Below are 20,477 nucleotides of genomic sequence, written 5' to 3'. Positions count from 1 at the left end.
CGAGGAGGGCCGGGCCGGGCGCGCGTCAGTCCTGGGCGTGCCCGGTACCGCTGGGCGAGACGGCGGCCGTGCCCGCGGAGCCCGTACCGGAACCGGAGGGCGTGCCGGTGGCCGAGGCGGCGTCCGTCGGCGTGCCGGTGCCGGTGGACGGGGTGCCGGTGGTCGACGGCGTGCCGGTGCCGGTCGACGGGGTGCCGCTGCCGCTCGGGGTGCCCGAACCGGACGGCGTCCCCGAACCGGACGGCGTCCCCGTACCGCTCGGGGTGCCCGAGCCGGACGGGGTGCCCGAGCCGGACGGGGTGCCCGCGGGCGTACCGCCGGTGGAGGGCGACGGCGAGGTCTCCGGCGTCGCGGGCGTGGTGGGGGCGGGCGCCGGCGGGGTCGGCGTCAGGGTGGACGGCTTCGCGGGCGCGATCCGCACCTCGCCGACCTTCACGTCCGGCACCTTCCAGGCGCCGCCCTTGTCGTCCGCGGCCGCGTCCGGGTCGGGCCGCACCACGCCCAGGATCGGCATCGCGCCGATCTGGGTCACCTTGACCACGTCACCGGTGTGCGGGGCCTGGACGATCAGCCCGCCGCCGATGTACATGCCGATGTGGGTGGCACCGCCGTAGTAGACCACCAGGTCGCCGGCCCGGATCTGGTTCAGCGGGATGTGCTTGAGCTGGGCCCACTGCTCCTGGCTGGTCCGCGGCACGGACACCCCGGCGTGGATCCAGGCCTGCGAGGTGAGGCCCGAGCAGTCGAAGACGTCCGGCCCGGCGCCGCCCCACACGTAGTCCTTGCCGAGCTGCGCCAGCGCGTAGGCGACCGCCTTGCGGCCGGCCTCGGACGGCGTGCGCTCGCCCTTGCCGAGCGCGCCGGAGGCGAGGAAGGCCAGCTGCGCCTGGTCGGCCTGCTGCTTCTCCAGCTGCTCCAGCTCGGTGCGCTGGGCGCCGGTCAGCGAGCCGACCAGCGTCTCGACGTCCGCGAGCCGCTTGGCCACGTCCGCCTTGGCCTGCTCCTGCTGGGTGGCCACCGTCTGCTGCTGGGTCAGGGAGAGTTCGGCCTGCTGCTGGAGCACGGTCAGGGTGGCCCGGTCCGCCTTGAGGCGGTCCAGGAAGGCGGACTGCGAGCGGCCGGCGGCCTGCAGCAGCTCGGCGACCACCACGGCCTCGTACGGGTCGTCGGCCATCAGCAGCTCGCCGAGCTCGGAGGCGTGGCCGTTGCGGTACTGGGCGGCGGCCAGCTGCGCGGCGAGGTCGCCGCCGGCGTCCACGGCGGCCTGCTGACGGGAGATCCGGCCCTGCAGGTCGGTGATGGTCGCCTGGAGCGCGGCCAGCTTGGCCACCGAGCCGTTGTACTGCTCGGTGGCGGCCTCGGCCTGCTGGTAGAGCTGGTGCAGTTGGTCGAGCAGCGGCCCGAGGGTGGCCTTGGCGGCGGCCAGCGGGTCGGCCCCGGGCGCGACGGTGGGAGCGGCGATCGACGGGGCCGGGTCGGGCGCGGCGTACGCGGCACCGGCGAGCGGCAGCGAGAGCGCCGCGGCGGCCAGCACCGCCCCGCACCGCAGGGCGGCCCGCACCCACGGCCGTACTCCGGCCGTCTCCATCCGCTGCGCAGCCCCCATCGGCCCGCCCTCCCCCGCCTCGCGACCTCCGGCCGGGCGTCCCGCCCAGCCGCTACAACGGGCTGATCCTGCCATGTCCGTCCCACGCCGGGGCAGGTGGCATCGGTACGTACTGATGAACTTCTCATCTTCGCCACGGGACAGTGTGAGACAGGTCTCAGCAAACCATGTCGAGGTCGGACATTTCACGCAAACCCGCTGATCAGGCCTGACCTCTCCACGGTTTCACAGGCCCTGCGCAACCTCCGCGACATCATCAGAACCGCAATTCCCGGTCCAGTTAACCTTCCGTTCACCAGCCGTCCCTACGGTCGGCCTGACACCAGCGTCAGTCCGACAACTACGACGATTGTTTGGGTATGGAACACATCACGTTCCTGGTGGCCGTTGTGATCATCACGGCGCTCGCCTTCGACTTCACCAACGGCTTCCACGACACCGCCAACGCGATGGCCACCTCCATCGCCACCGGTGCCCTGCGTCCGAAGGTCGCGGTCGCCATCGCGGCCGTCCTGAACTTCGGCGGCGCGTTCCTCTCGGTGAAGGTCGCCACCACCATCTCGGGTGGCATCGTCAACGAGAAGGCCGGCATCCACCCCGAAGTGATCTTCGCGGCACTGGCCGGCGCGATCCTGTGGAATCTGCTGACCTGGCTCAAGGGTCTGCCCTCCAGCTCCTCCCACGCGCTCTACGGCGGCCTGATCGGCGCCACCGTGGTCGGGGTCGGCATGAACGGCGTCAACTTCAGCGTCGTGGTCAGCAAGATCCTGATCCCCGCCGTGGCCGCTCCGCTGGTCGCCGGCGCGGCCGCCTGGGGCGCCACCAAGCTGGCGTACCTGATCACCCGCGGCGGCACGGACACCACCACCAAGGGCTTCAAGCGGGGCCAGGTCTTCTCCTCCTCGCTGATCTCGCTCGCCCACGGCACCAACGACGCCCAGAAGACGATGGGCATCATCACCCTGACCCTGGTCTCGGCCCACGCGCTGCCCAAGGGCGCGCTGCCGCCCCTCTGGGTGATCGTCAGCGCCGGTGCGGCGATCGCGCTGGGCACCTACATGGGTGGCTGGCGGATCATCCGGTCGATGGGCAAGGGCCTGGCCGACATCAAGGCCCCGCAGGGCTTCGCCTCGGAGACCGCCGCCGCCACGGCGATCCTGACCTCGACCCACATGGGCTACGGCCTGTCGACCACCCAGGTCTGCTCCGGCAGCATCATGGGCGCCGGTCTGGGCGGGCCCCAGGGCACGCTGCGCTGGAGCCTGGTGCGCCGCATGGTCTACACCTGGGGCCTGACCCTGCCGGCCGCCGCCACCGTCTCCGGCATCGCCGCGTTCGTGGCGAGCCAGGGCGACTGGGGCGTGCCCCTGGTCGGCGCCGCGCTGGTGATCGGCTCGGGCTCGATGTGGCTCGCCTCCCGGCGCCAGCCGGTGAGCGCGGACAACGTCAACGACGTCACCCCGGTCGAGGTCGAGGTCACACCGACCCCGGCCAACCCGACCCCCACCACCACCGCCGTCGCGGCCTGACGGCGAGAGGCAGCCAGTCATGAGCATCAAGTGGGCCGCACTCGGCCAGACCGCGGGCTTCAGCCTGCTCATCACCCTCGCGGTGGTCGTCGTCTTCGCCCTCGGCAACCTCGCGCTCTCCCGCCGGGAGGCCGCGCTTCAGGCCCGGCAGGCCGGCGCCCCCGGGGCCGGCAGCGGCAACCTGGCACTCGCCGGGGCCGGCGTCTGCTTCGCCGCCTGCGCGGGCGTGGTGCTGTACGGGATCTCGCTGATCGCGGGCTGATCCCCCCGTCCCTACGTCGAAGGGCCCTCGGAGCCGGTGCTCCGAGGGCCCTTCGACGTGCAGGGGGTCAGTCCGCCACCAGCTCCGGGGCGGGCCGCGCGGCGGGCTCCGCGGCCGGCTCCTCGGTGGTGCGCAGCGGTACCTCGCGGATGAGGAGCACCACCAGGAAGGCGATCAGCGCGAACGGCGCGGCAACCAGGAACACCAGGCCGACCCCGTGCCCGAAGGCGTCGGTGACCAGGGGCACCAGCGGGGCGGGCAGCCGGTGCAGGTCCGGGATCTCGCCGCCGCCGGGGGCGGTGCCCGCGCCCGGCACGACGTGCGCGGCGGCGAGGTTCCGGGCGAGGTAGTGCGAGACCCGGTCGGACAGCAGGGCGCCGAGCGCCGAGACGCCCATCGCGCCGCCCATGGTGCGGAAGAAGGTGACCACCGAGCTGGCGGCCCCCAGCTCGTTCCTGGGCACGGTGTTCTGCACGGCCAGGACGAGGTTCTGGGTGGTCAGGCCGAGGCCGAGGCCGGTCACCGCCATGTACGCGGCCAGCGCCCCGTACCCGGTGTCGGCGCGGACGGTGCCGAGCAGGCCGAAGCCGACGGCGAGCAGCAGGGCGCCGGCGACGAGGTAGGCCTTCCACCTGCCGTACCTGGTGATCAGCCGGCCGGCCACGGTGGAGGAGACCGCCAGGCCGAGGATCATCGGCAGGGTGAGCAGCCCGGCCATGGTCGGCGACTCCTCCTTGGCGAGCTGGAAGTACTGGCTGAGGAAGGTGGTCGCGCCGTACATGCCGACGCCGATCAGCACGCTGGCGACCGAGACCAGGGCGACGGTGCGGTGCCGGAACAGGTCGAGCGGGATGACCGGCTCGGCGGCCCGGCGCTCGACCCGGACGAACAGCAGGGCCAGGGCGAGGCCGCCGCCGACCATCGCGGCGGTCTGCCAGGACAGCCAGGCGTAGTTCTTGCCGGCCAGGCTGATCCAGATCATCAGCAGGCTGACCGCGCCGGTGATCAGCAGCGCGCCGAGGTAGTCGATCCGCACCTTGCGGCGGGGGGCCTCGGGCAGGCGCAGGGTCCGCTGGAGCACCAGGATGGCGATCAGCGAGAACGGGATGCCCACGTAGAAGCACCAGCGCCAGCCGAGCCAGTCGGTGTCCACGATGACACCGCCGATCAGCGGGCCCCCGATGGTGGCGAGGGCGAAGACCGCGCCGAAGTAGCCGCTGTAGCGGCCGCGCTGGCGGGGCGGGACCATCGCGGCGAGGCAGATCTGGGCGAGGGCGGTGACGCCGCCGGCGCCGATGCCCTGGAGCACCCGGCAGGCGATCAGCTCGCCGGTGTTCTGGGAGAGACCGGCCAGTGCCGAGGAGACGATGTAGATCACCAGGGCGATCTGGACCAGGAGCTTCTTGCTCACCAGGTCGGAGAGCTTGCCCCAGATCGGGGTGGAGGCGGTGAGGGAGAGCAGCGCCGCGGTGATCACCCAGGTGTAGGCGGACTCGCCACCGTGCAGGTCGGTGAGGATCCTCGGCAGCGCGTTGGAGACGACGGTCGACGAGAGCACGGCCACGAAGAGACCGAGCAGCAGGCCGGAGAGGGCTTCGAGGACCTGTCGGTGGGACATGGGGGTCGTCGGCATACGGATCCTTCGACGGGAGTTTTGTTGCGTTTAGCAACCATACGGAGAGATGGTTGAGTAAGGCAACTTTTTCCCTTCCGGGGGATCCCCGCGACACACCCCCGAAACTACTTCATGATATGAAGTATCCATCCGCTTTGTCCTGACACCCAAGGAGCATGCGATGGCTGAGCCCGCATCAGGTTTCCTCGCCGAACTCAAGGACGCGGTGACACCCCGGGCCGCCCTGCTCGTGATCGGCGTCCTCCTGCTCCAGCTCGGCTTCATCACCTCGTACGTCGGCGCCCTGCACCACCCGAGCCCGCACGAGCTGTCGATCGCGGTGGTCGCCCCGCCGCAGGTCGCTCCGAAGCTGGTCAGCGGCCTCGACTCGGTCCCCGACAACGCCGTCCGGACCTCCACCGCGGCGGACCGGGCGGCCGCCGAGGAGCTGATCAGGGACCAGAAGATCTACGCCGCCTGGATCTTCGACCCGGCCGGCACCCGGGACACCCTGCTGGTCGCCGACGCCCGCGGACCGGCTGCGGCCCGCGCCGCCGAGGAGATCGTCACCCGGGTCGACCAGACCCAGAACCGCACCGTCGCCGTCGAGGACGTCGTCCCGCTGGCGGCCGGTGACGCCGAGGGCCTGTCCTCCTTCTACCTGGTGATCGGCTGGTGCGTCGGCGGCTACCTGGTCGCCTCGATCCTGGGCATCAGCGCCGGCGCCCGGCCGGCCAACACCCACCGGGCCCTGATCCGGCTCGGCACGCTCGCGGTCTACTCGGTCGCGGCCGGCGTCGGCGGCGCGCTGATCATCGGCCCGGTGCTGAACGCCCTGCCCGGCTCCAGCTGGGCCCTGGTCGGCCTGGGCTCGCTGGTGGTGTTCGCGGTCGGTGCGATCACCATGGCGATGGAGTGCCTGTTCGGCGTCGTCGGCATCGGCCTCGCGGTGCTGGTCTTCGTGGTCCTCGGCAACCCCAGCGCCGGCGGGGTGTTCCCGCCGCCGCTGATGCCGCCGTTCTGGCGGGCCATCGGCGCCTGGATCCCGAACGGCGCCGGCACCGACGTGGCCCGCTCGATCGCCTACTTCGGCGCCACCGACATCGCCGTGCCGCTGCTCGTCCTGGCCGCCTGGGCGGTGGTCGGGGTCGCCGTCACCCTGCTCGCGGTGGTGCGCCGGCCGGGTGCGCGGCCGCAGCCGGTCACGGCCTGACGCGCACCCGCCGGACGGTGGACTGCTCCGGGCTGACCCTGGCCGAGAGCCGGGTGAACACGAAGCGGTTCATCGCCCAGTAGCGGAAGATCATCGCCAGGAAGGTCCCGAGGATCATGCCGCTGACGAAGTCGGCGACCTCCTCGGCCAGCGGGCCGACCCCGGGCTCGCGCAGGTCCAGGACGTACCGGGACACCACCAGCGGCAGGTCGTTCACCCCGATCGCCAGCGCGCTCACCGCGCAGTAGAGGAGCGCCTCGCGCTGCCTCCCGGCGGCCCGGAACGACCACTGCCGGTTCAGGACGTACGACACGACGGTCGCCACCATGGTGGCGACGGTCAGCGCCACCACCGGCTTGGACGCCAGCACGGTCAGCCGCAGGCCGTAGTTCATCGTCATGGCCAGCACGAAACAGGTACCGCCCACCACCAGGAACTTCACCGGCTTTCGGTGTTTCACCAGGAACGGGCGGTACCGCTTCGGTACTCGGGCCAGGGCCCGCTGGGTCGGTGACGGCACCACGGCAGTATCGCACGTCACCACACCCGGGGCCGGTGCTCGGACGGCCGCGGGGCGGGCGGCTCAGCCCTCGGTGATCCGCAGCACGCCGGTGGCGGTGGTGCCCTGCAGGACCACCCGGCCCCGGTGCGATGGACCCGGCCATCTGCAGGGTGTCGAGCGCAGGAGTAGGGGTCGAGGAGCGTGGCGGCGGTGGTCCCGGGGACGAGCGGGTGGCAAGAGGCGTCTCACTGCGGGCGGGACGACCCCGCGGGGGCGCCGAGCGGACTCGGCGCCCCCGCGGGCCGTCCCGGCCCACCGGCCGGTGGGCCGGTCAGGCGGCCACCAGCACCTCGGCCGGCTCCAGGGCCAGCTTCAGCACCTCCCGGACGTCGGAGACCGGATGCACCGTCAGCCGCTCCAGCACCTCGGCCGGGACTTCGTCCAGGTCCGGCTCGTTGCGCTTCGGGATGATCACCGTGGTGATCCCGGCCCGGTCGGCGGCGAGCAGCTTCTGCTTCACCCCGCCGATCGGCAGCACCCGCCCGGTCAGCGAGACCTCACCGGTCATCGCCACGTCCGTCCGCACCTTGCGGCCCGACAGCAGCGAGGCCAGCGCGGCGGTCATGGTGATGCCCGCGCTCGGGCCGTCCTTGGGGACGGCGCCGGCCGGCACGTGCAGGTGGATGCCCTGCTCGCGCAGCCCGGTGACCGGCAGTTCCAGTTCGGCGCCGCGCGAGCGCAGGAAGGAGAGCGCGATGTGCGCGGACTCCTTCATCACGTCGCCCAGCTGCCCGGTGAGGGTCAGTCCGGTCGAGCCGGTCACCGCGTCGGCCAGCGAGGCCTCGATGTAGAGGACGTCGCCGCCCGCGCCCGTGACGGCCAGTCCGGTGGCCACGCCGGGGACGGCGGTGCGCCGCTCGGCCGGCTCCTGGGCCGACTCGGGGACGTGGTGCGGCCGGCCGATCAGCGCCCGCAGGTCGTCCGGACCGATCACGACCGGCAGCTGCCGCTCGCCCAGCTCGCTCTGCGCCGCGACCTTGCGCAGGATCCGGGCGATCGAGCGCTCCAGGTTCCGCACGCCCGCCTCGCGGGTGTACTCGCCCGCCAGCCGGCGCAGCGCGCCCTCGCCGACCGCGACCTCCTCCTGGTCGAGCCCGGCCTTCTCCAGCTGCCGGGGCAGCAGGTGGTCGCGGGCGATGACGACCTTCTCGTCCTCGGTGTAGCCGTCCAGGCGGACCAGCTCCATCCGGTCGAGCAGCGGCTCGGGAATGGCCTCCAGCACGTTGGCGGTGGCGAGGAAGACCACGTCGGAGAGGTCGAGCTCGACCTCCAGGTAGTGGTCGCGGAACGTGTGGTTCTGCGCCGGGTCCAGCACCTCCAGCAGGGCCGCGGCCGGGTCGCCCCGGTAGTCCGAGCCGACCTTGTCGATCTCGTCCAGCAGCACCACCGGGTTCATCGACCCGGCTTCCTTGATCGCGCGGACGATCCGGCCGGGGATGGCCCCGACGTAGGTGCGGCGGTGGCCGCGGATCTCCGCCTCGTCCCGGACGCCGCCGAGCGCCACCCGGACGAAGGAGCGGCCCATCGCGCGGGCCACGGACTCGCCCAGCGAGGTCTTGCCGACGCCGGGCGGGCCGACCAGCGCCAGCACCGCCCCGCCGCGCCGGCCGCCGATCTGGCCGAGCCCCTGGTCGGCCCGGCGCTTGCGGACGGCGAGGTACTCGACGATCCGGTCCTTCACGTCGGCGAGCCCGGCGTGGTCGGCGTCCAGCACCGCCCGGGCCGCGGCGATGTCGTACGCGTCCTCGGTGCGCTCGTTCCAGGGCAGCTCCAGGACGGTGTCCAGCCAGGTCCGGATCCAGGAGCCCTCGGGCGACTGGTCGGAGGAGCGCTCCAGCTTGTCGACCTCCTTGAGTGCGGCCTCCCGGACCTTCTCGGGCAGGTCGGCGGCCTCCACCCGGGCCCGGTAGTCGCCCTCCTCGTCGGCGGGGTCGCCGTTCAGCTCGGCCAGTTCCTTGCGGACGGCCTCCAGCTGACGGCGCAGCAGGAACTCCTTCTGCTGCTTGGCGACACCCTCCTCGACATCCTTGCGGATGGTGTCGTTGACCTCCTCCTCGGCGAGGTGGTCGCGCAGCAGGGTCAGCGCGTACTCCAGGCGCGCCACCTGGTCCGACTCCAGCAGCACCTTGAGCTTCTGCTCGACGGTGGCGAAGGGCGCGTAGCCGATGTTGTCCGCGAGCTCGCCGACGCCGTCGATCTGGGCGACCCGGTCGACGATCTGCCAGGCGCCGCGCTTGCGCAGCCACTGGGTGGACAGCGCCTTGTACTCCCTGACCAGCTCGGCGGCCCGGCCGGCCACCGGAAGGCCGGGGTCGGACTCACGGAAGGGGGTGGTCTCCACCCAGAGCGCGGCGCCGGGCCCGGTGGTGCCGGCGCCGATCCGCACCCGTCGCACGGCCCGGACCAGGGCGGCCGGGTCTCCGTCGGCCAGCCGGCCGACCTGCTCGACGGTGGCCAGGGTGCCGACCGCGCCGTACGAGCCGTCCAGCCGCGGCACCAGCAGCACCTGCGGCTTGCCCGCCCCGCGCGCCCCGGCCCGGGCGGCTTCGACGGCCGCGCGCACCTCGGTGTCGGAGAGGTCGAGCGGGACGACCATGCCGGGAAGCACGACCTCGTCGTCGAGCGGCAGCACGGGCAGAGTGAGCGGAGTGGACGTCGATGCCATGATCTCTCCCCAGTCAGCGAAGTTGAGTTGACCTGACTAAGGTTTGGCGCGGGCCGATTGTTCCCACCCCGATGTTCGCCCTGAGCGATCGGCGGCGATCGGCGCAGGGCCCGGCCGAAGGCGCGGCGCAGGGACAACGGCGGACCACGGTGCCCGGACGGGGAGAGGGGCGCCGGGACGGGGAGAGGAGGGCCGGGCGAGGGCCCGGGGGTCAGACTTCGGAGCGCGCGGGGGCAGTGCGGCGGGTCGACCAGGCGCGCGTCCACAGCGGCCGCGGCCGACGGCCCGGGCCGCGGCGCAGCCGGCCCCAGAGGGCAATGCCGACCAGCAGGGCGACCGGGTGCCCGACCCCGGTGACGAGGTCCTGGTCGGTGAGCATCTGGTGCCCGACCAGCGCGCCGGCCGCACCCAGCGTGACCACCCGGCCCGTCGGCGGCAGCAGCCCGGCGAGTGCGCCGAGACTGGTCAGCACGCCGTAGCTGACACCGATGTCCAGCGCGTCCAGGGCGTCGGTGCCGAGGCCGCCGCCGGCCACCGCACCGACCACGACCGCCTGCGAGACCAGCGTGGCCGTGATGTGCCCGGCTGCGAACACCCCGGCGGCCCGCAGCCCGCCGACCCGGCGCTCCAGCGGGGCGACGGTGGCGAGGAAGGCCCAGAGGTACGGCATCCACACCGGACCCGCCACCCAGACCCCGCTCAGCAGCAGGGCCGAGACCGGGCGGACCAGCAGGTTGTGGGCGTCACTGCTGGAGGCCGACTGCAACCGCTGCACCAGGTCGGGGTCGGCGAAGCGCGCGAACAGGGTGGTACCGAGCAGCAGGGCGAGGTAGCCGAACGCGAAGGGGTTGCGGCGCGGCGTGGGCAGCAGGAGCAGCGCGGCACGGCAGTGGCCGGCGCCGGTCGCGGCGGTACGCCCTTCGGTGTCCGTCATCGCGCCTCCGTCCGCGGGCCTTCCGTCCTACTCTCCCTCAACGCCCGTACGAACGCCGGAGATCCCCACCGCGGTTTGTCGTGACCACGATACGTTGGCTCCCTGGGAGTCCGCTGGGGATCCGCTGAGAATTCATCAGGTCCCGGCCACCGGACCACCGCCGCCCTGGTACGGACCAACCCTCTGTTTACGGACGAGTAGCTTCCCGGCCCGAGCGGACAATCCGATTGGAGGGCATACGTACCGTCATGGGGGTGGATTTCGGCCGGGTAAGGTATCGCCCCGTGCCCGGTCCGGAACCGGACCGGATCCGGCCCGCGGGCCGGAAATGTCCGGTCCACCTGCCGAAACGGGCACGGTGTCCGTACCCTGCGTGGAGTACGGAGAGGTACGGCGGCCCACACGGCGTACCACCCGCTCCTGCACCTTCGGCGGAAGGGTGCTCGGCGGATTCGACAACCCGGGCGCAGCCCAGACGGAAACAAGACGACTACGAGCGGAGCCCCGTCACCCCCACAGGTGGCCGGCCCGCAGCCCTGGGGGCGGTGGCGTGACCGTGACAGAAATGCAGCAAGAAAACACCAGCAGCAACCCGGTGGGCACTCAGCGACGAGTACTCGTCGTCGAGGACGAGCCCACCATCGCCGAATCCATCGCCGCCCGGCTGGGCGCCGAGGGGTTCAAGGTCGCCGTGGCCCACGACGGCCCCGGCGCGGTGGACGGCTTCCACACCTGGCAGCCCGACCTCGTCGTGCTCGACATCATGCTGCCCGGCTTCGACGGCCTGGAGGTCTGCCGCCGGATCCAGGCCCAGCGCCCGGTGCCGGTCCTCATGCTGACCGCGCGCGACGACGAGACCGACCTGCTGGTCGGCCTCGGGGTCGGCGCGGACGACTACATGACCAAGCCGTTCTCGATGCGCGAGCTGGCGGCCCGGGTCAACGTCCTGCTGCGCCGCGTGGAGCGCGCCCAGCAGGCGGCCAGGACACCGGCGCTCGGCAGCCTGCGCTTCGGCGACCTGGAGATCGACCACGTCCAGCGCCGGGTGCGGCTCGGCGCGGGCGACGTCCACCTGACGCCGACCGAGTTCGACCTGCTGGCCTGCCTGGCCGCCCAGCCGCGCGCGGTGCTCACCCGCGAGCAGTTGCTCGCCGAGGTCTGGGACTGGACGGACGCCTCGGGCACCCGCACGGTCGACAGCCACGTCAAGGCGCTGCGCCGAAAGATCGGTGCCAGCTGGATCCGTACGGTGCACGGCGTCGGGTACGCCCTGGAGGCACCGCTCTCCTAGTCGGCCGCGCCGACGGCTTGGGCCACCGGGGGGCCCAGGTCGTACTGCTGCGCACCGGCGGACCGCCGCACCCGCGCGGTGCGGGACGACGTCAGGGACACCATGACCTTTCCACAGCAACGCAGCGGGGACGCCAAGGCCGCCCCGCCCCCCAGCCTGGCCACCCGCGCCGTCCTGAGGGTCTGGGCCGACATCCGGCCTCTCGACCCGGTCCGCTCGATCAAGGGCAAGCTCGCCCTGCTGGTGATCGTCTCCGTGGTGCTGGCCACCGGGATGGTCGTGGTCGCGATCAGGTCCGAGACCCAGATCCGCATCATCATGATCTTCTCGATCATCGCCTCGCTGCTGTTCATGCAGTTCCTGGCCCACGGCCTGACCGCGCCGCTGCGCGACATGACCGCGGCCGCCCGGGCGATGGCCGACGGCGACTACAGCGCCCGGGTGCACGTCGCCTCCCGCGACGAGATCGGCGAGCTGGCCGCCACCTTCAACCGGATGGCCGGCGACCTGGAGGCCGCCGACCGGCACCGACGCGAGCTGATCGCCAACGTCTCGCACGAGCTGCGCACGCCCATCGCCGCGCTGCGCGCCGTGCTGGAGAACGTGGTGGACGGCGTCGTCCAGCCCAATCCCACCACCCTGGGCGCCGCGCTGGAGCAGACCGAACGGCTCGGGCGCCTGGTCACCCACCTGCTCGACCTGTCCAAGCTGGACGACGGGGTCGTCCCGCTGGACGCCCGCCCGTTCGAGGTCCGGCCGTTCCTGGACGGCGTGCTGCGCGGGGTGACCGTCGACGGCGCGACCGCCGGCGGCGCCTACGGCCGGCGCGGCGACGTCCGGCTGCGGCTGGACGTGAAGCCCGGCGGGCTCAGCGCCGTGGCCGACCCGGAGCGGCTGCACCAGGTGGTGGCCAACCTGGTCGACAACGCCTGCAAGCACTCCCCTGCGGGCGGCACGGTGACGGTCCGGGCCCGTCCCGGCGAGGCGCCGGGCGCCCTGCTGCTGGCCGTCGAGGACCAGGGCCCGGGGATCCGGGTGGAAGACCGCGAGCGGGTCTTCGAACGCTTCGGGCGGGCCGGCAGCGCCACCGCCCAGGGCCCGGGCAGCGACGGCGGCACCGGCCTGGGGCTGGCGATCGCACGCTGGGCGGTCGATCTGCACGGCGGCGAGATCCGGGTCGCGGAGGCCGCCCGCGGCTGCCGGATCGAGGTCACCCTGCCGGGTGAGGCCAGAGTGCCGGCCTGACGTCCGCACGCCGTCTCCGCAGGGTTGTCACAGAACTGGGACACAGCGGGCGCGGAGCCCGGCCGGATCCGCCCACTCCGGACCTGAACTGGGTTTTTGTCCGATTTAATGCCAGTATGGACGGGTGAATGGTGTGCTCGAGTTCCCATACTTGACGGGTTTCTAACGCACACATTCGGCCAAATTGCAGCTCGGCACTGTGATCTGGGCGACGCCTGGCCCCCGGGGACTGCGCGATCACTGGTCAGGGGCGTAGCCTTAATCCCCGCTGTCCACCATCCCAAAAGGAAGCGGAAGAGGGCGGTTGCCCCGTGTCGCCACACCCAGAAACCCCCAGCAGCTCGGCAAGCTCCACTGGCTTCGGCCCCAATGAGTGGCTCGTCGACGAGATCTACCAGCAGTACCTCCAGGATCCCAACTCGGTCGACCGAGCCTGGTGGGACTTTTTCGCCGACTACAAGCCCGGTACCGAGGTGACTTCAGTGACCCAGGCCGCAACCCCGGTCGGCCCCACGCCGACCACCGTTGCCGCTCCCGCTGCCCCTGCCGCTGCCGTTCCGGTCGCGTCCGCTCCCGCTGCCCCGGCCGTCGCGCCGGTCCAGCAGGCGCCCGCGCCCGTCGCCGCAGCCCCCGCCGCGCCGCCGGCGCCGAAGGCCGCACCGCCGGCCCAGGCCGCCGCCCCGGCCGCCGACGGGCCCGAGCTCGTCCCGCTGCGTGGCCCGGCCAAGGCCGTCGCCACGAACATGGACGCCTCGCTGGAGGTCCCGACCGCGACGTCGGTGCGTGCCGTTCCGGCCAAGCTGCTGATCGACAACCGCATCGTCATCAACAACCACCTGCAGCGCGCCCGCGGTGGCAAGGTCTCCTTCACGCACCTGATCGGTTACGCCCTGGTCCAGGCCATCAAGGCCAGCCCGGGCATGAACCACAGCTACCAGATCAAGGACGGCAAGCCGTTCCTGGTCAAGCCGGCCCACGTGAACCTGGGCCTGGCCATCGACCTGGTGAAGCCCAACGGCGACCGCCAGCTCGTGGTCGCGGCGATCAAGAAGGCCGAGACCCTCGACTTCTTCGGCTTCTGGCAGGCCTACGAGGACATCGTCCGCCGGGCCCGCGCCAACAAGCTGACGATGGACGACTTCACCGGCGTCACCGTCTCGCTGACCAACCCCGGCGGCATCGGCACCGTGCACTCCGTGCCGCGCCTGATGCAGAACCAGGGCACCATCGTCGGCGTCGGCGCGATGGAGTACCCGGCCGAGTTCCAGGGCTCCTCCCAGGAGACCCTGGCGCGCCTGGGCATCTCCAAGACCATGACGCTCACCTCGACCTACGACCACCGGGTCATCCAGGGCGCGGCGTCCGGCGAGTTCCTGCGCACCATCCACCAGCTGCTGCTGGGTGAGCACAACTTCTACGACGAGGTCTTCGAGTCCCTGAGGATCCCGTACGAGCCGGTGCGCTGGGCGACCGACGTCGCCACCACCCACGACGACGAGGTCAACAAGACCGCGCGCGTCATGGAGCTGATCCACGCGTACCGCGTGCGCGGCCACCTGATGGCCGACACCGACCCGCTGGAGTACAAGCAGCGCAAGCACCCCGACCTGGACGTCGTCCAGCACGGCCTCACCCTGTGGGACCTGGAGCGCGAGTTCGCGGTCGGCGGCTTCGGCGGCCAGCGCATGATGAAGCTCCGCGACATCCTCGGCCTGCTGCGCAACACGTACTGCCGCACCGTCGGCATCGAGTACATGCACATCCAGGACCCGAAGCAGCGCAAGTGGCTGCAGGAGCGCCTGGAGAAGCCGTACTCGAAGCCCGAGCGCGAGGAGCAGCTGCGCATCCTGCGCCGGCTGAACTCGGCGGAGGCGTTCGAGACCTTCCTGCAGACCAAGTACGTCGGCCAGAAGCGCTTCTCGCTGGAGGGCGGTGAGTCGCTGATCCCGCTGCTGGACGCGACCATCGACGCCGCCGCCGAGCACCGCCTGGACGAGGCCGTCATCGGCATGGCCCACCGCGGCCGCCTCAACGTGCTGGCGAACATCGTCGGCAAGCCGTACGCCCGGATCTTCGGCGAGTTCGAGGGCAACCTCGACCCGAAGTCCATGCACGGCTCCGGTGACGTCAAGTACCACCTGGGCGCCGACGGCACCTTCACCGGCCTGGACGGCGAGACCATCAAGGTGTCGCTCGCCGCGAACCCGTCCCACCTGGAGACGGTCGACCCGGTCGTCGAGGGCATCGTCCGCGCCAAGCAGGACGTCCTGGACCAGGGCGGCACCTCCTTCCCGGTGCTGCCGATCCAGATCCACGGCGACGCGGCCTTCGCGGGCCAGGGCGTGGTGGCCGAGACGCTGAACATGTCCCAGCTGCGCGGCTACCGCACCGGTGGCACCATCCACCTGGTCGTCAACAACCAGGTCGGCTTCACCGCCGCCCCGGCCAGCAGCCGCTCGTCGATGTACTGCACCGACGTGGCCCGGATGATCGAAGCCCCGATCTTCCACGTGAACGGCGACGACCCGGAGGCCGTGGTCCGTGTCGCGCGGCTCGCCTTCGAGTTCCGCCAGACGTTCCACAAGGACGTCGTGATCGACCTCATCTGCTACCGCCGCCGCGGTCACAACGAGGCCGACAACCCGTCGTTCACCCAGCCGCTGATGTACGACCTGATCGACAAGAAGCGCTCGGTGCGCAAGCTGTACACCGAGGGCCTGATCGGTCGCGGCGACATCACCATGGAAGAGGCGGAGCAGGCGCTCCAGGACTTCCAGGGCCAGTTGGAGAAGGTCTTCTCCGAGGTCCGCCAGGCCGCCGGTGCGCAGCAGCCCGCCACCAACGGCAAGCCGGTCGCGGACTTCCCGGTCAACATCCAGACCGCGATCTCCGAGGAGACCGTCAAGCGGATCGCCGCCTCGCAGGTCAACCTGCCGGACTGGCTGACCGTCCACCCGCGTCTGCTGCCGCAGCTGCAGCGCCGCGCGGCCTCGGTCGAGGACAACACCATCGACTGGGCCACCGGCGAGACGCTCGCCATCGGCTCGCTGCTGATGGAGGGTCACCCGGTCCGGCTGGCCGGACAGGACAGCCGCCGCGGCACCTTCGGCCAGCGCCACGCGGTCCTGATCGACCGCAACAGCGGCGAGGACTACACCCCGCTGCTGTACCTGACCGAGGACCAGGCCCGCTACACCGTCTACGACAGCCTGCTGTCGGAGTACGCGGCGATGGGCTTCGAGTACGGCTACTCGCTGACCCGCCCGAACGCGCTGGTCATGTGGGAGGCGCAGTTCGGCGACTTCGTCAACGGCGCGCAGACCATGGTGGACGAGTACATCGCGTCCGCCGAGCAGAAGTGGGGCCAGCACTCCGGCGTCACCCTGCTGCTGCCGCACGGCTACGAGGGCCAGGGCCCGGACCACTCGTCCGCCCGCCCGGAGCGCTTCCTCCAGATGTGCGCGCAGGACAACATGACGGTCGCGATGCCGACGTCGCCGTCGAACTACTTCCACCTCCTGCGGTGGCAGGTCCACAACCCGCACCACAAGCCGCTGATCGTCTTCACCCCGAAGTCGATGCTGCGTCTGAAGGCCGCCGCCTCGGCGACCTCGGAGTTCACCTCCGGCTCGTTCCGCCCGGTGATCGGGGACCACACGGTCGACCCGGCGAACGTCCGCAAGGTGGTGATCACCTCCGGCAAGTTCTACTACGACCTGGAGGCGTCCCGCACCGAGCGCGGCATCACCGACACCGCGATCGTCCGGGTCGAGCGGCTCTACCCGCTGCCGGTGGCCGAGCTCCAGGAGGAGCTGGGCCGGTACGGCGAGGACGTCCAGTTCATCTGGGCGCAGGAGGAGCCGGCCAACCAGGGTGCGTGGCCGTTCATCGCGATGAACCTGGTCGACCACCTGCAGGTCGTCGTCGGCCGCAGCGCCAACGGCGGTGCCCGACTGCGCCGCGTCGCCCGCACGGCCTCGTCCGCCCCGGCGGTCGGCTCGGCCAAGCGGCACGCCGCCGAGCAGCAGGCCCTGCTCGACGAGGTGTTCAACCTCTGAACGGCTGACGCCTGATCAGCACCACCCGGGCCCGGGCTCCGCTTCGGCGGGGCCCGGGCCCGGGTGCGTTGCGGGGCGGGCGGCCGGACGAGCGGCGGGAAACCGGATGATCCGAGCATCCGTCAAGGCCACAGCTCTGCAACCAAATCGCCAACTCGCTGGGATGTCGACCTGACGCACCGATAGGTTGGGCCCCGCACGCTGCCACCCGTGCCCGCACCGGGCGGCGGCCAGGACCGACATCCAAGCCCAGGGGGACAGCACCGTATGACTGCCGACACGCCGCGGGACTCCGCCGCGCCACTTCCGCCGATCTTCCAGCCGCTGCTCCCCGAGGACCCCCGGGAGGTCGGCGGCTACCGCCTGTTCGCCCGGCTGGGCGCGGGCGGCATGGGCAGGGTCTACCTCTCGTACACCCCGGGCGGTCGGCCGGTGGCGCTGAAGGTGGTCCGTCCGGAGTTCGCCGAGGACGCGGAGTTCCGCCGCCGGTTCGCCCAGGAGGTGACCAACGCGCAGCGGATCCACGGCCTGTACACCGCCCAGGTGATCGACTCCGGGCTGGACGCCGACGCGCCGTGGCTGGTCACCGCCTACGTGCCGGGCCCGTCGCTGCAGCAGGTGATCCGGGAGCACGGCGCGCTGCCAGTGCGGACGGTACTGCTGCTGATCGGCGGCATCGCCGAGGCCCTGCAGGCGATCCACAGCGTCGAGGTGGTGCACCGCGACCTCAAGCCGGCCAACGTCCTGATCGCGGGTGACGGCCCCCGCGTGATCGACTTCGGTATCGCCCGCGCGGCCGACGCCACGGCCCTGACCGGCACCGGGTTCCGGATCGGCTCGCCCGCCTTCATGTCCCCCGAGCAGGCCCAGGGCAAGCCGGTCACCCCCGCCACCGACGTCTTCGCGCTCGGCGCCCTCGCCGCGTACGTGGCCGGCGGCACCCCGCCGTTCGGCGAGGGCCCGGAGACGGCGGTGCTCTACCGGGTGGTGCACGAGGAGCCCGTCCTGGACGGCGTCCCGGAGGGGCTGCGGGAGCTGTTGGCGCGCTGCCTCGCCAAGCTGCCGGAGGACCGTCCGCAGCCCGCCGAGATCATCGAGATCGCCCGCAACCACCCGGCGGTCGGCGGCCAGCTGCGGTTCGCCGACGACTGGCTGCCCCGGCAGATCAACACCGAGATCACCCGCCGGTCCGACCTGCCGAAGACCCCGCCCACCCCGCTGCCGGTCGCGCCCGCGGTGCCCCCGGCGCCGCCGGCCCTGCCGCCGACCGCGCCCACGCTCGCTCCGACCGCGCACCAGACCGCGGCCACCGCCGCGTACACCGCCCCGGCCGGGCCGGCCGCTCCGCCGCAGCCGGCCCCGGCCGGCTTCGGTCCGCCGCTCGGCGCGTTCGGCCCGCCGCAGCCCACCACCGAGGCTCCGACCGGCCCGGTGACCGGCCCCACGCCGACCGTCCAGCTCCACCAGCAGCCGTCCTTCGACACCCCGCCGCCCGGCCCGGTGGTGCCGGAGTCCCGGCCGGCCGGCCCGGAGCCGCGTCGCAAGGGCGTCTCCTGGAAGGCGCTGCTGACCGTCGCCCTGGTGATGGCTCTCGGTGGCACGGTCGGCGGCGTGGTGCTGATGAACAAGCTCGGCGACAAGGGCGGCTCCTCGAACACCGCGTCGCAGGGCGGCTCCGGAGCGGCCTCCGCCGGCGACCGGAGCCCGTCCCCGAAGGCCGCCACCCCGTCCTCGCAGGACCAGGCCGGGGCCGTCACCCCGCCCTCGGCCTCGGCCAAGGCGAAGGCCAGTGCCGGTGCGACCGGCGACGCCTCCGCCTCGCCCTCCCGGCCGCCCAGGTACACCATGGTCTACGAGAACCGCGAGCTCTCCAGCCCCGACTCCAGTCACAGCTTCGACCTGGCCAACGGCAACGTGGTGCCGGACTCCGCGTCGCCGACCTGGGCGCTGTCGCCCTCGTACGACGACTTCGACTGGTCGTCCGGGACGAGTGACGTCTACATCACCCGGGAGCAGTCGCTGGCCCCCGAGGCGTGCTCGGCCGCCATCGACCAGCACCCGGCGGCCGACCTGAAGTACGACGACCTGCCGCCCGGCCGGATCTTCTGCCTGCGCAACCGTGCCAACGGCGGCGTGGTGGTCGGCAAGGTGGTCGAGCAGGGCAACAAGAGCACCGGTGCGGTGAAGGTCTCGTTCACCTACTACCGCAACGACAGCTGACCGACCCCGACTATCCTGACCTGGTCAGATCCCACCGGACCGGAGCGCACCGTGTACTTCACCGACCGCGGCATCGAGGAACTGGAGAGCCGGCGCGGCGACGAGGAGGTCACCTTCGAGTGGCTGGCCGAGCGCCTGCGCGAGTTCGTCGACCTCAACCCGGACTTCGAGATCCCGGTCGAGCGGCTGGCCACCTGGCTGGCCCGGCTCGACGACGAGGACGACGAGTGAGTGGCTGAGCCGCTGACGAACGGCCCGGGAGGCAACCGCCTCCCGGGCCGTTCGCGTGTCCGTGGGCAGAACCGCTTGACTTCGCCGATTCGCGATATATCGTGTTGAACAGAGGAACGCGATACATCGCGAACGGGAGGCGGGACGAAATGGCCCAGTGGACGATCGGTGAGCCCGACCGGATCGGCTTCGACGAGACGGTCGAGGCCCTGCACGTACGGCTGGTCGGCGGCGCCGTCAAGGTGGTCGCCACCGACGGCCCGGCACTGCTGGAGGTGACCGAGGTCACCGGGGAGCCGCTGCTGGTCACCCTGGAGGACGGGGTGCTGACGGTGGCGTACAAGGACCTCGGCTGGAGCGACTTCGGCGAGACGGTGAAGTCGGTGCAGTCGGTCAAGGACTTCTTCGGCTCGCTGCGTCGCGGGCGCCGCGCGGAGGTCACGCTGGCCGTTCCGGCCGGCACCGAGGTCAAGGTCGGCACCGTCTCCGCGGAGGCCACCGTCTCCGGGATCACCGGCGGCGTCGGCGCCCACAGCGCGAGCGGCGACGCGACCCTGGTGGGCCTGTCCGGGAAGGTGCTGGCCAACACCGTCTCCGGCGACGTGACCGCCCAGCGGGTCGCCGGTGAGCTCAAGGTCAACACCGTCTCGGGGGCGATCACCCTGGTGGCCGGCGCGGCCGAGCGGATCCTCGCCCACTCGATCAGCGGCGCGGTCACCCTGGACCTGGACGTGGCCACCCCGACCGACATCAAGGTCTCCACGGTCAGCGGCCAGGTCGGCATCCGGCTGCCCTCGGTGGCCGACGCCAAGGTAGAGGCCGGCTCCACCAGCGGTGATGTCTCCAGCACCTTCGAGGAGCTCAAGGTCACCGGCAGCTGGGGCACCAAGCGGCTCTCCGGCCAGCTCGGCTCCGGCGCCGGCAAGCTGCAGGTCACCTCCGTCTCCGGCCCGGTCACGGTGCTCCGTCGGCCCGAGGGCGAGGACGACCGCCCCGAGCCGGCCAAGGAGCTCCCGGCCGGCCCCGATCTGACCAAGGAGGTCTGA

At 72.1% G+C, this 20,477-nt stretch carries 14 protein-coding genes; 9 read left to right on the top strand and 5 right to left on the bottom strand.

The window, feature by feature from the left end:
- Window positions 1-25: 25 nt before the first annotated feature.
- Window positions 26-1,606: a C40 family peptidase gene (locus tag OG871_RS23905; RefSeq protein ID WP_371499097.1), complete on the bottom strand. Its 1,581-nt coding sequence runs from the start codon at window positions 1,604-1,606 to the stop codon at window positions 26-28.
- Window positions 1,607-1,965: 359 nt separating this feature from the next.
- On the opposite strand from OG871_RS23905, the gene OG871_RS23900 reads away from it, so the two are divergent.
- Window positions 1,966-3,135, top strand: a complete 1,170-nt coding sequence (locus tag OG871_RS23900; protein WP_371499095.1) for an anion permease — start codon at window positions 1,966-1,968, stop codon at window positions 3,133-3,135.
- Between the two features lie 19 nt (window positions 3,136-3,154).
- Entirely contained in the window at window positions 3,155-3,397 is a 243-nt protein-coding gene (locus OG871_RS23895) for a hypothetical protein (protein ID WP_371499093.1), read from the top strand.
- A 67-nt stretch (window positions 3,398-3,464) separates the two neighbouring features.
- Here OG871_RS23895 and OG871_RS23890 read toward each other — a convergent pair whose 3' ends face one another.
- Window positions 3,465-5,030 (bottom strand): MDR family MFS transporter, encoded by a 1,566-nt coding sequence (locus tag OG871_RS23890; RefSeq protein ID WP_371499091.1) that lies wholly within the window; start codon window positions 5,028-5,030, stop codon window positions 3,465-3,467.
- Window positions 5,031-5,193: 163 nt separating this feature from the next.
- On the opposite strand from OG871_RS23890, the gene OG871_RS23885 reads away from it, so the two are divergent.
- The gene (locus OG871_RS23885) at window positions 5,194-6,225 is read left to right on the top strand and encodes an ABC transporter permease (RefSeq protein ID WP_371499089.1); all 1,032 of its coding nucleotides are present in this window, start codon (window positions 5,194-5,196) and stop codon (window positions 6,223-6,225) included.
- Here the strand turns inward: OG871_RS23885 and OG871_RS23880 are convergent.
- The 3 genes from OG871_RS23880 to OG871_RS23870 form a co-directional block, all read right to left on the bottom strand.
- Window positions 6,215-6,745, bottom strand: a complete 531-nt coding sequence (locus tag OG871_RS23880; RefSeq protein ID WP_371499087.1) for a GtrA family protein — start codon at window positions 6,743-6,745, stop codon at window positions 6,215-6,217. The genes OG871_RS23885 and OG871_RS23880 overlap by 11 nt on opposite strands.
- A gap of 313 nt (window positions 6,746-7,058) precedes the next feature.
- The gene (gene lon, locus OG871_RS23875; protein WP_371499085.1) at window positions 7,059-9,452 is read right to left on the bottom strand and encodes an endopeptidase La; all 2,394 of its coding nucleotides are present in this window, start codon (window positions 9,450-9,452) and stop codon (window positions 7,059-7,061) included.
- A 211-nt stretch (window positions 9,453-9,663) separates the two neighbouring features.
- Complete coding sequence (locus OG871_RS23870) at window positions 9,664-10,386, bottom strand: rhomboid-like protein (protein ID WP_371499083.1); 723 nt, start codon at window positions 10,384-10,386, stop codon at window positions 9,664-9,666.
- 565 nt (window positions 10,387-10,951) lie between these two features.
- Here OG871_RS23870 and OG871_RS23865 point away from each other — a divergent pair.
- The 6 genes from OG871_RS23865 to OG871_RS23840 all read left to right on the top strand — a co-directional run bounded on the left by OG871_RS23865 (window position 10,952) and on the right by OG871_RS23840 (window position 20,477).
- Window positions 10,952-11,677, top strand: a complete 726-nt coding sequence (locus OG871_RS23865; protein WP_371499081.1) for a response regulator transcription factor — start codon at window positions 10,952-10,954, stop codon at window positions 11,675-11,677.
- Window positions 11,678-11,779: 102 nt separating this feature from the next.
- On the top strand, window positions 11,780-12,922 hold the full coding sequence (locus tag OG871_RS23860) for a sensor histidine kinase (protein WP_371499079.1): 1,143 nt from the start codon (window positions 11,780-11,782) through the stop codon (window positions 12,920-12,922).
- 311 nt (window positions 12,923-13,233) lie between these two features.
- Window positions 13,234-16,980 carry a multifunctional oxoglutarate decarboxylase/oxoglutarate dehydrogenase thiamine pyrophosphate-binding subunit/dihydrolipoyllysine-residue succinyltransferase subunit gene (locus tag OG871_RS23855; RefSeq protein WP_371499077.1) on the top strand — a complete coding sequence of 1,249 codons (3,747 nt, stop codon included), beginning with the start codon at window positions 13,234-13,236 and terminating at the stop codon, window positions 16,978-16,980.
- Window positions 16,981-17,247: 267 nt separating this feature from the next.
- Window positions 17,248-19,200: a serine/threonine-protein kinase gene (locus OG871_RS23850; protein ID WP_371499075.1), complete on the top strand. Its 1,953-nt coding sequence runs from the start codon at window positions 17,248-17,250 to the stop codon at window positions 19,198-19,200.
- Between the two features lie 51 nt (window positions 19,201-19,251).
- Window positions 19,252-19,431, top strand: coding sequence for a DUF6104 family protein (locus OG871_RS23845; RefSeq protein ID WP_030235677.1), 180 nt, complete (start codon window positions 19,252-19,254; stop codon window positions 19,429-19,431).
- Between the two features lie 149 nt (window positions 19,432-19,580).
- Entirely contained in the window at window positions 19,581-20,477 is an 897-nt protein-coding gene (locus OG871_RS23840; RefSeq protein ID WP_371499073.1) for a DUF4097 domain-containing protein, read from the top strand.

The sequence above is a fragment of the Kitasatospora sp. NBC_00374 genome, from assembly GCF_041434935.1.
Classification (GTDB): domain Bacteria; phylum Actinomycetota; class Actinomycetes; order Streptomycetales; family Streptomycetaceae; genus Kitasatospora.
Note: the sequence above shows the minus strand (reverse complement) of the source record. Positions and strands in the feature narration are given on the sequence as shown.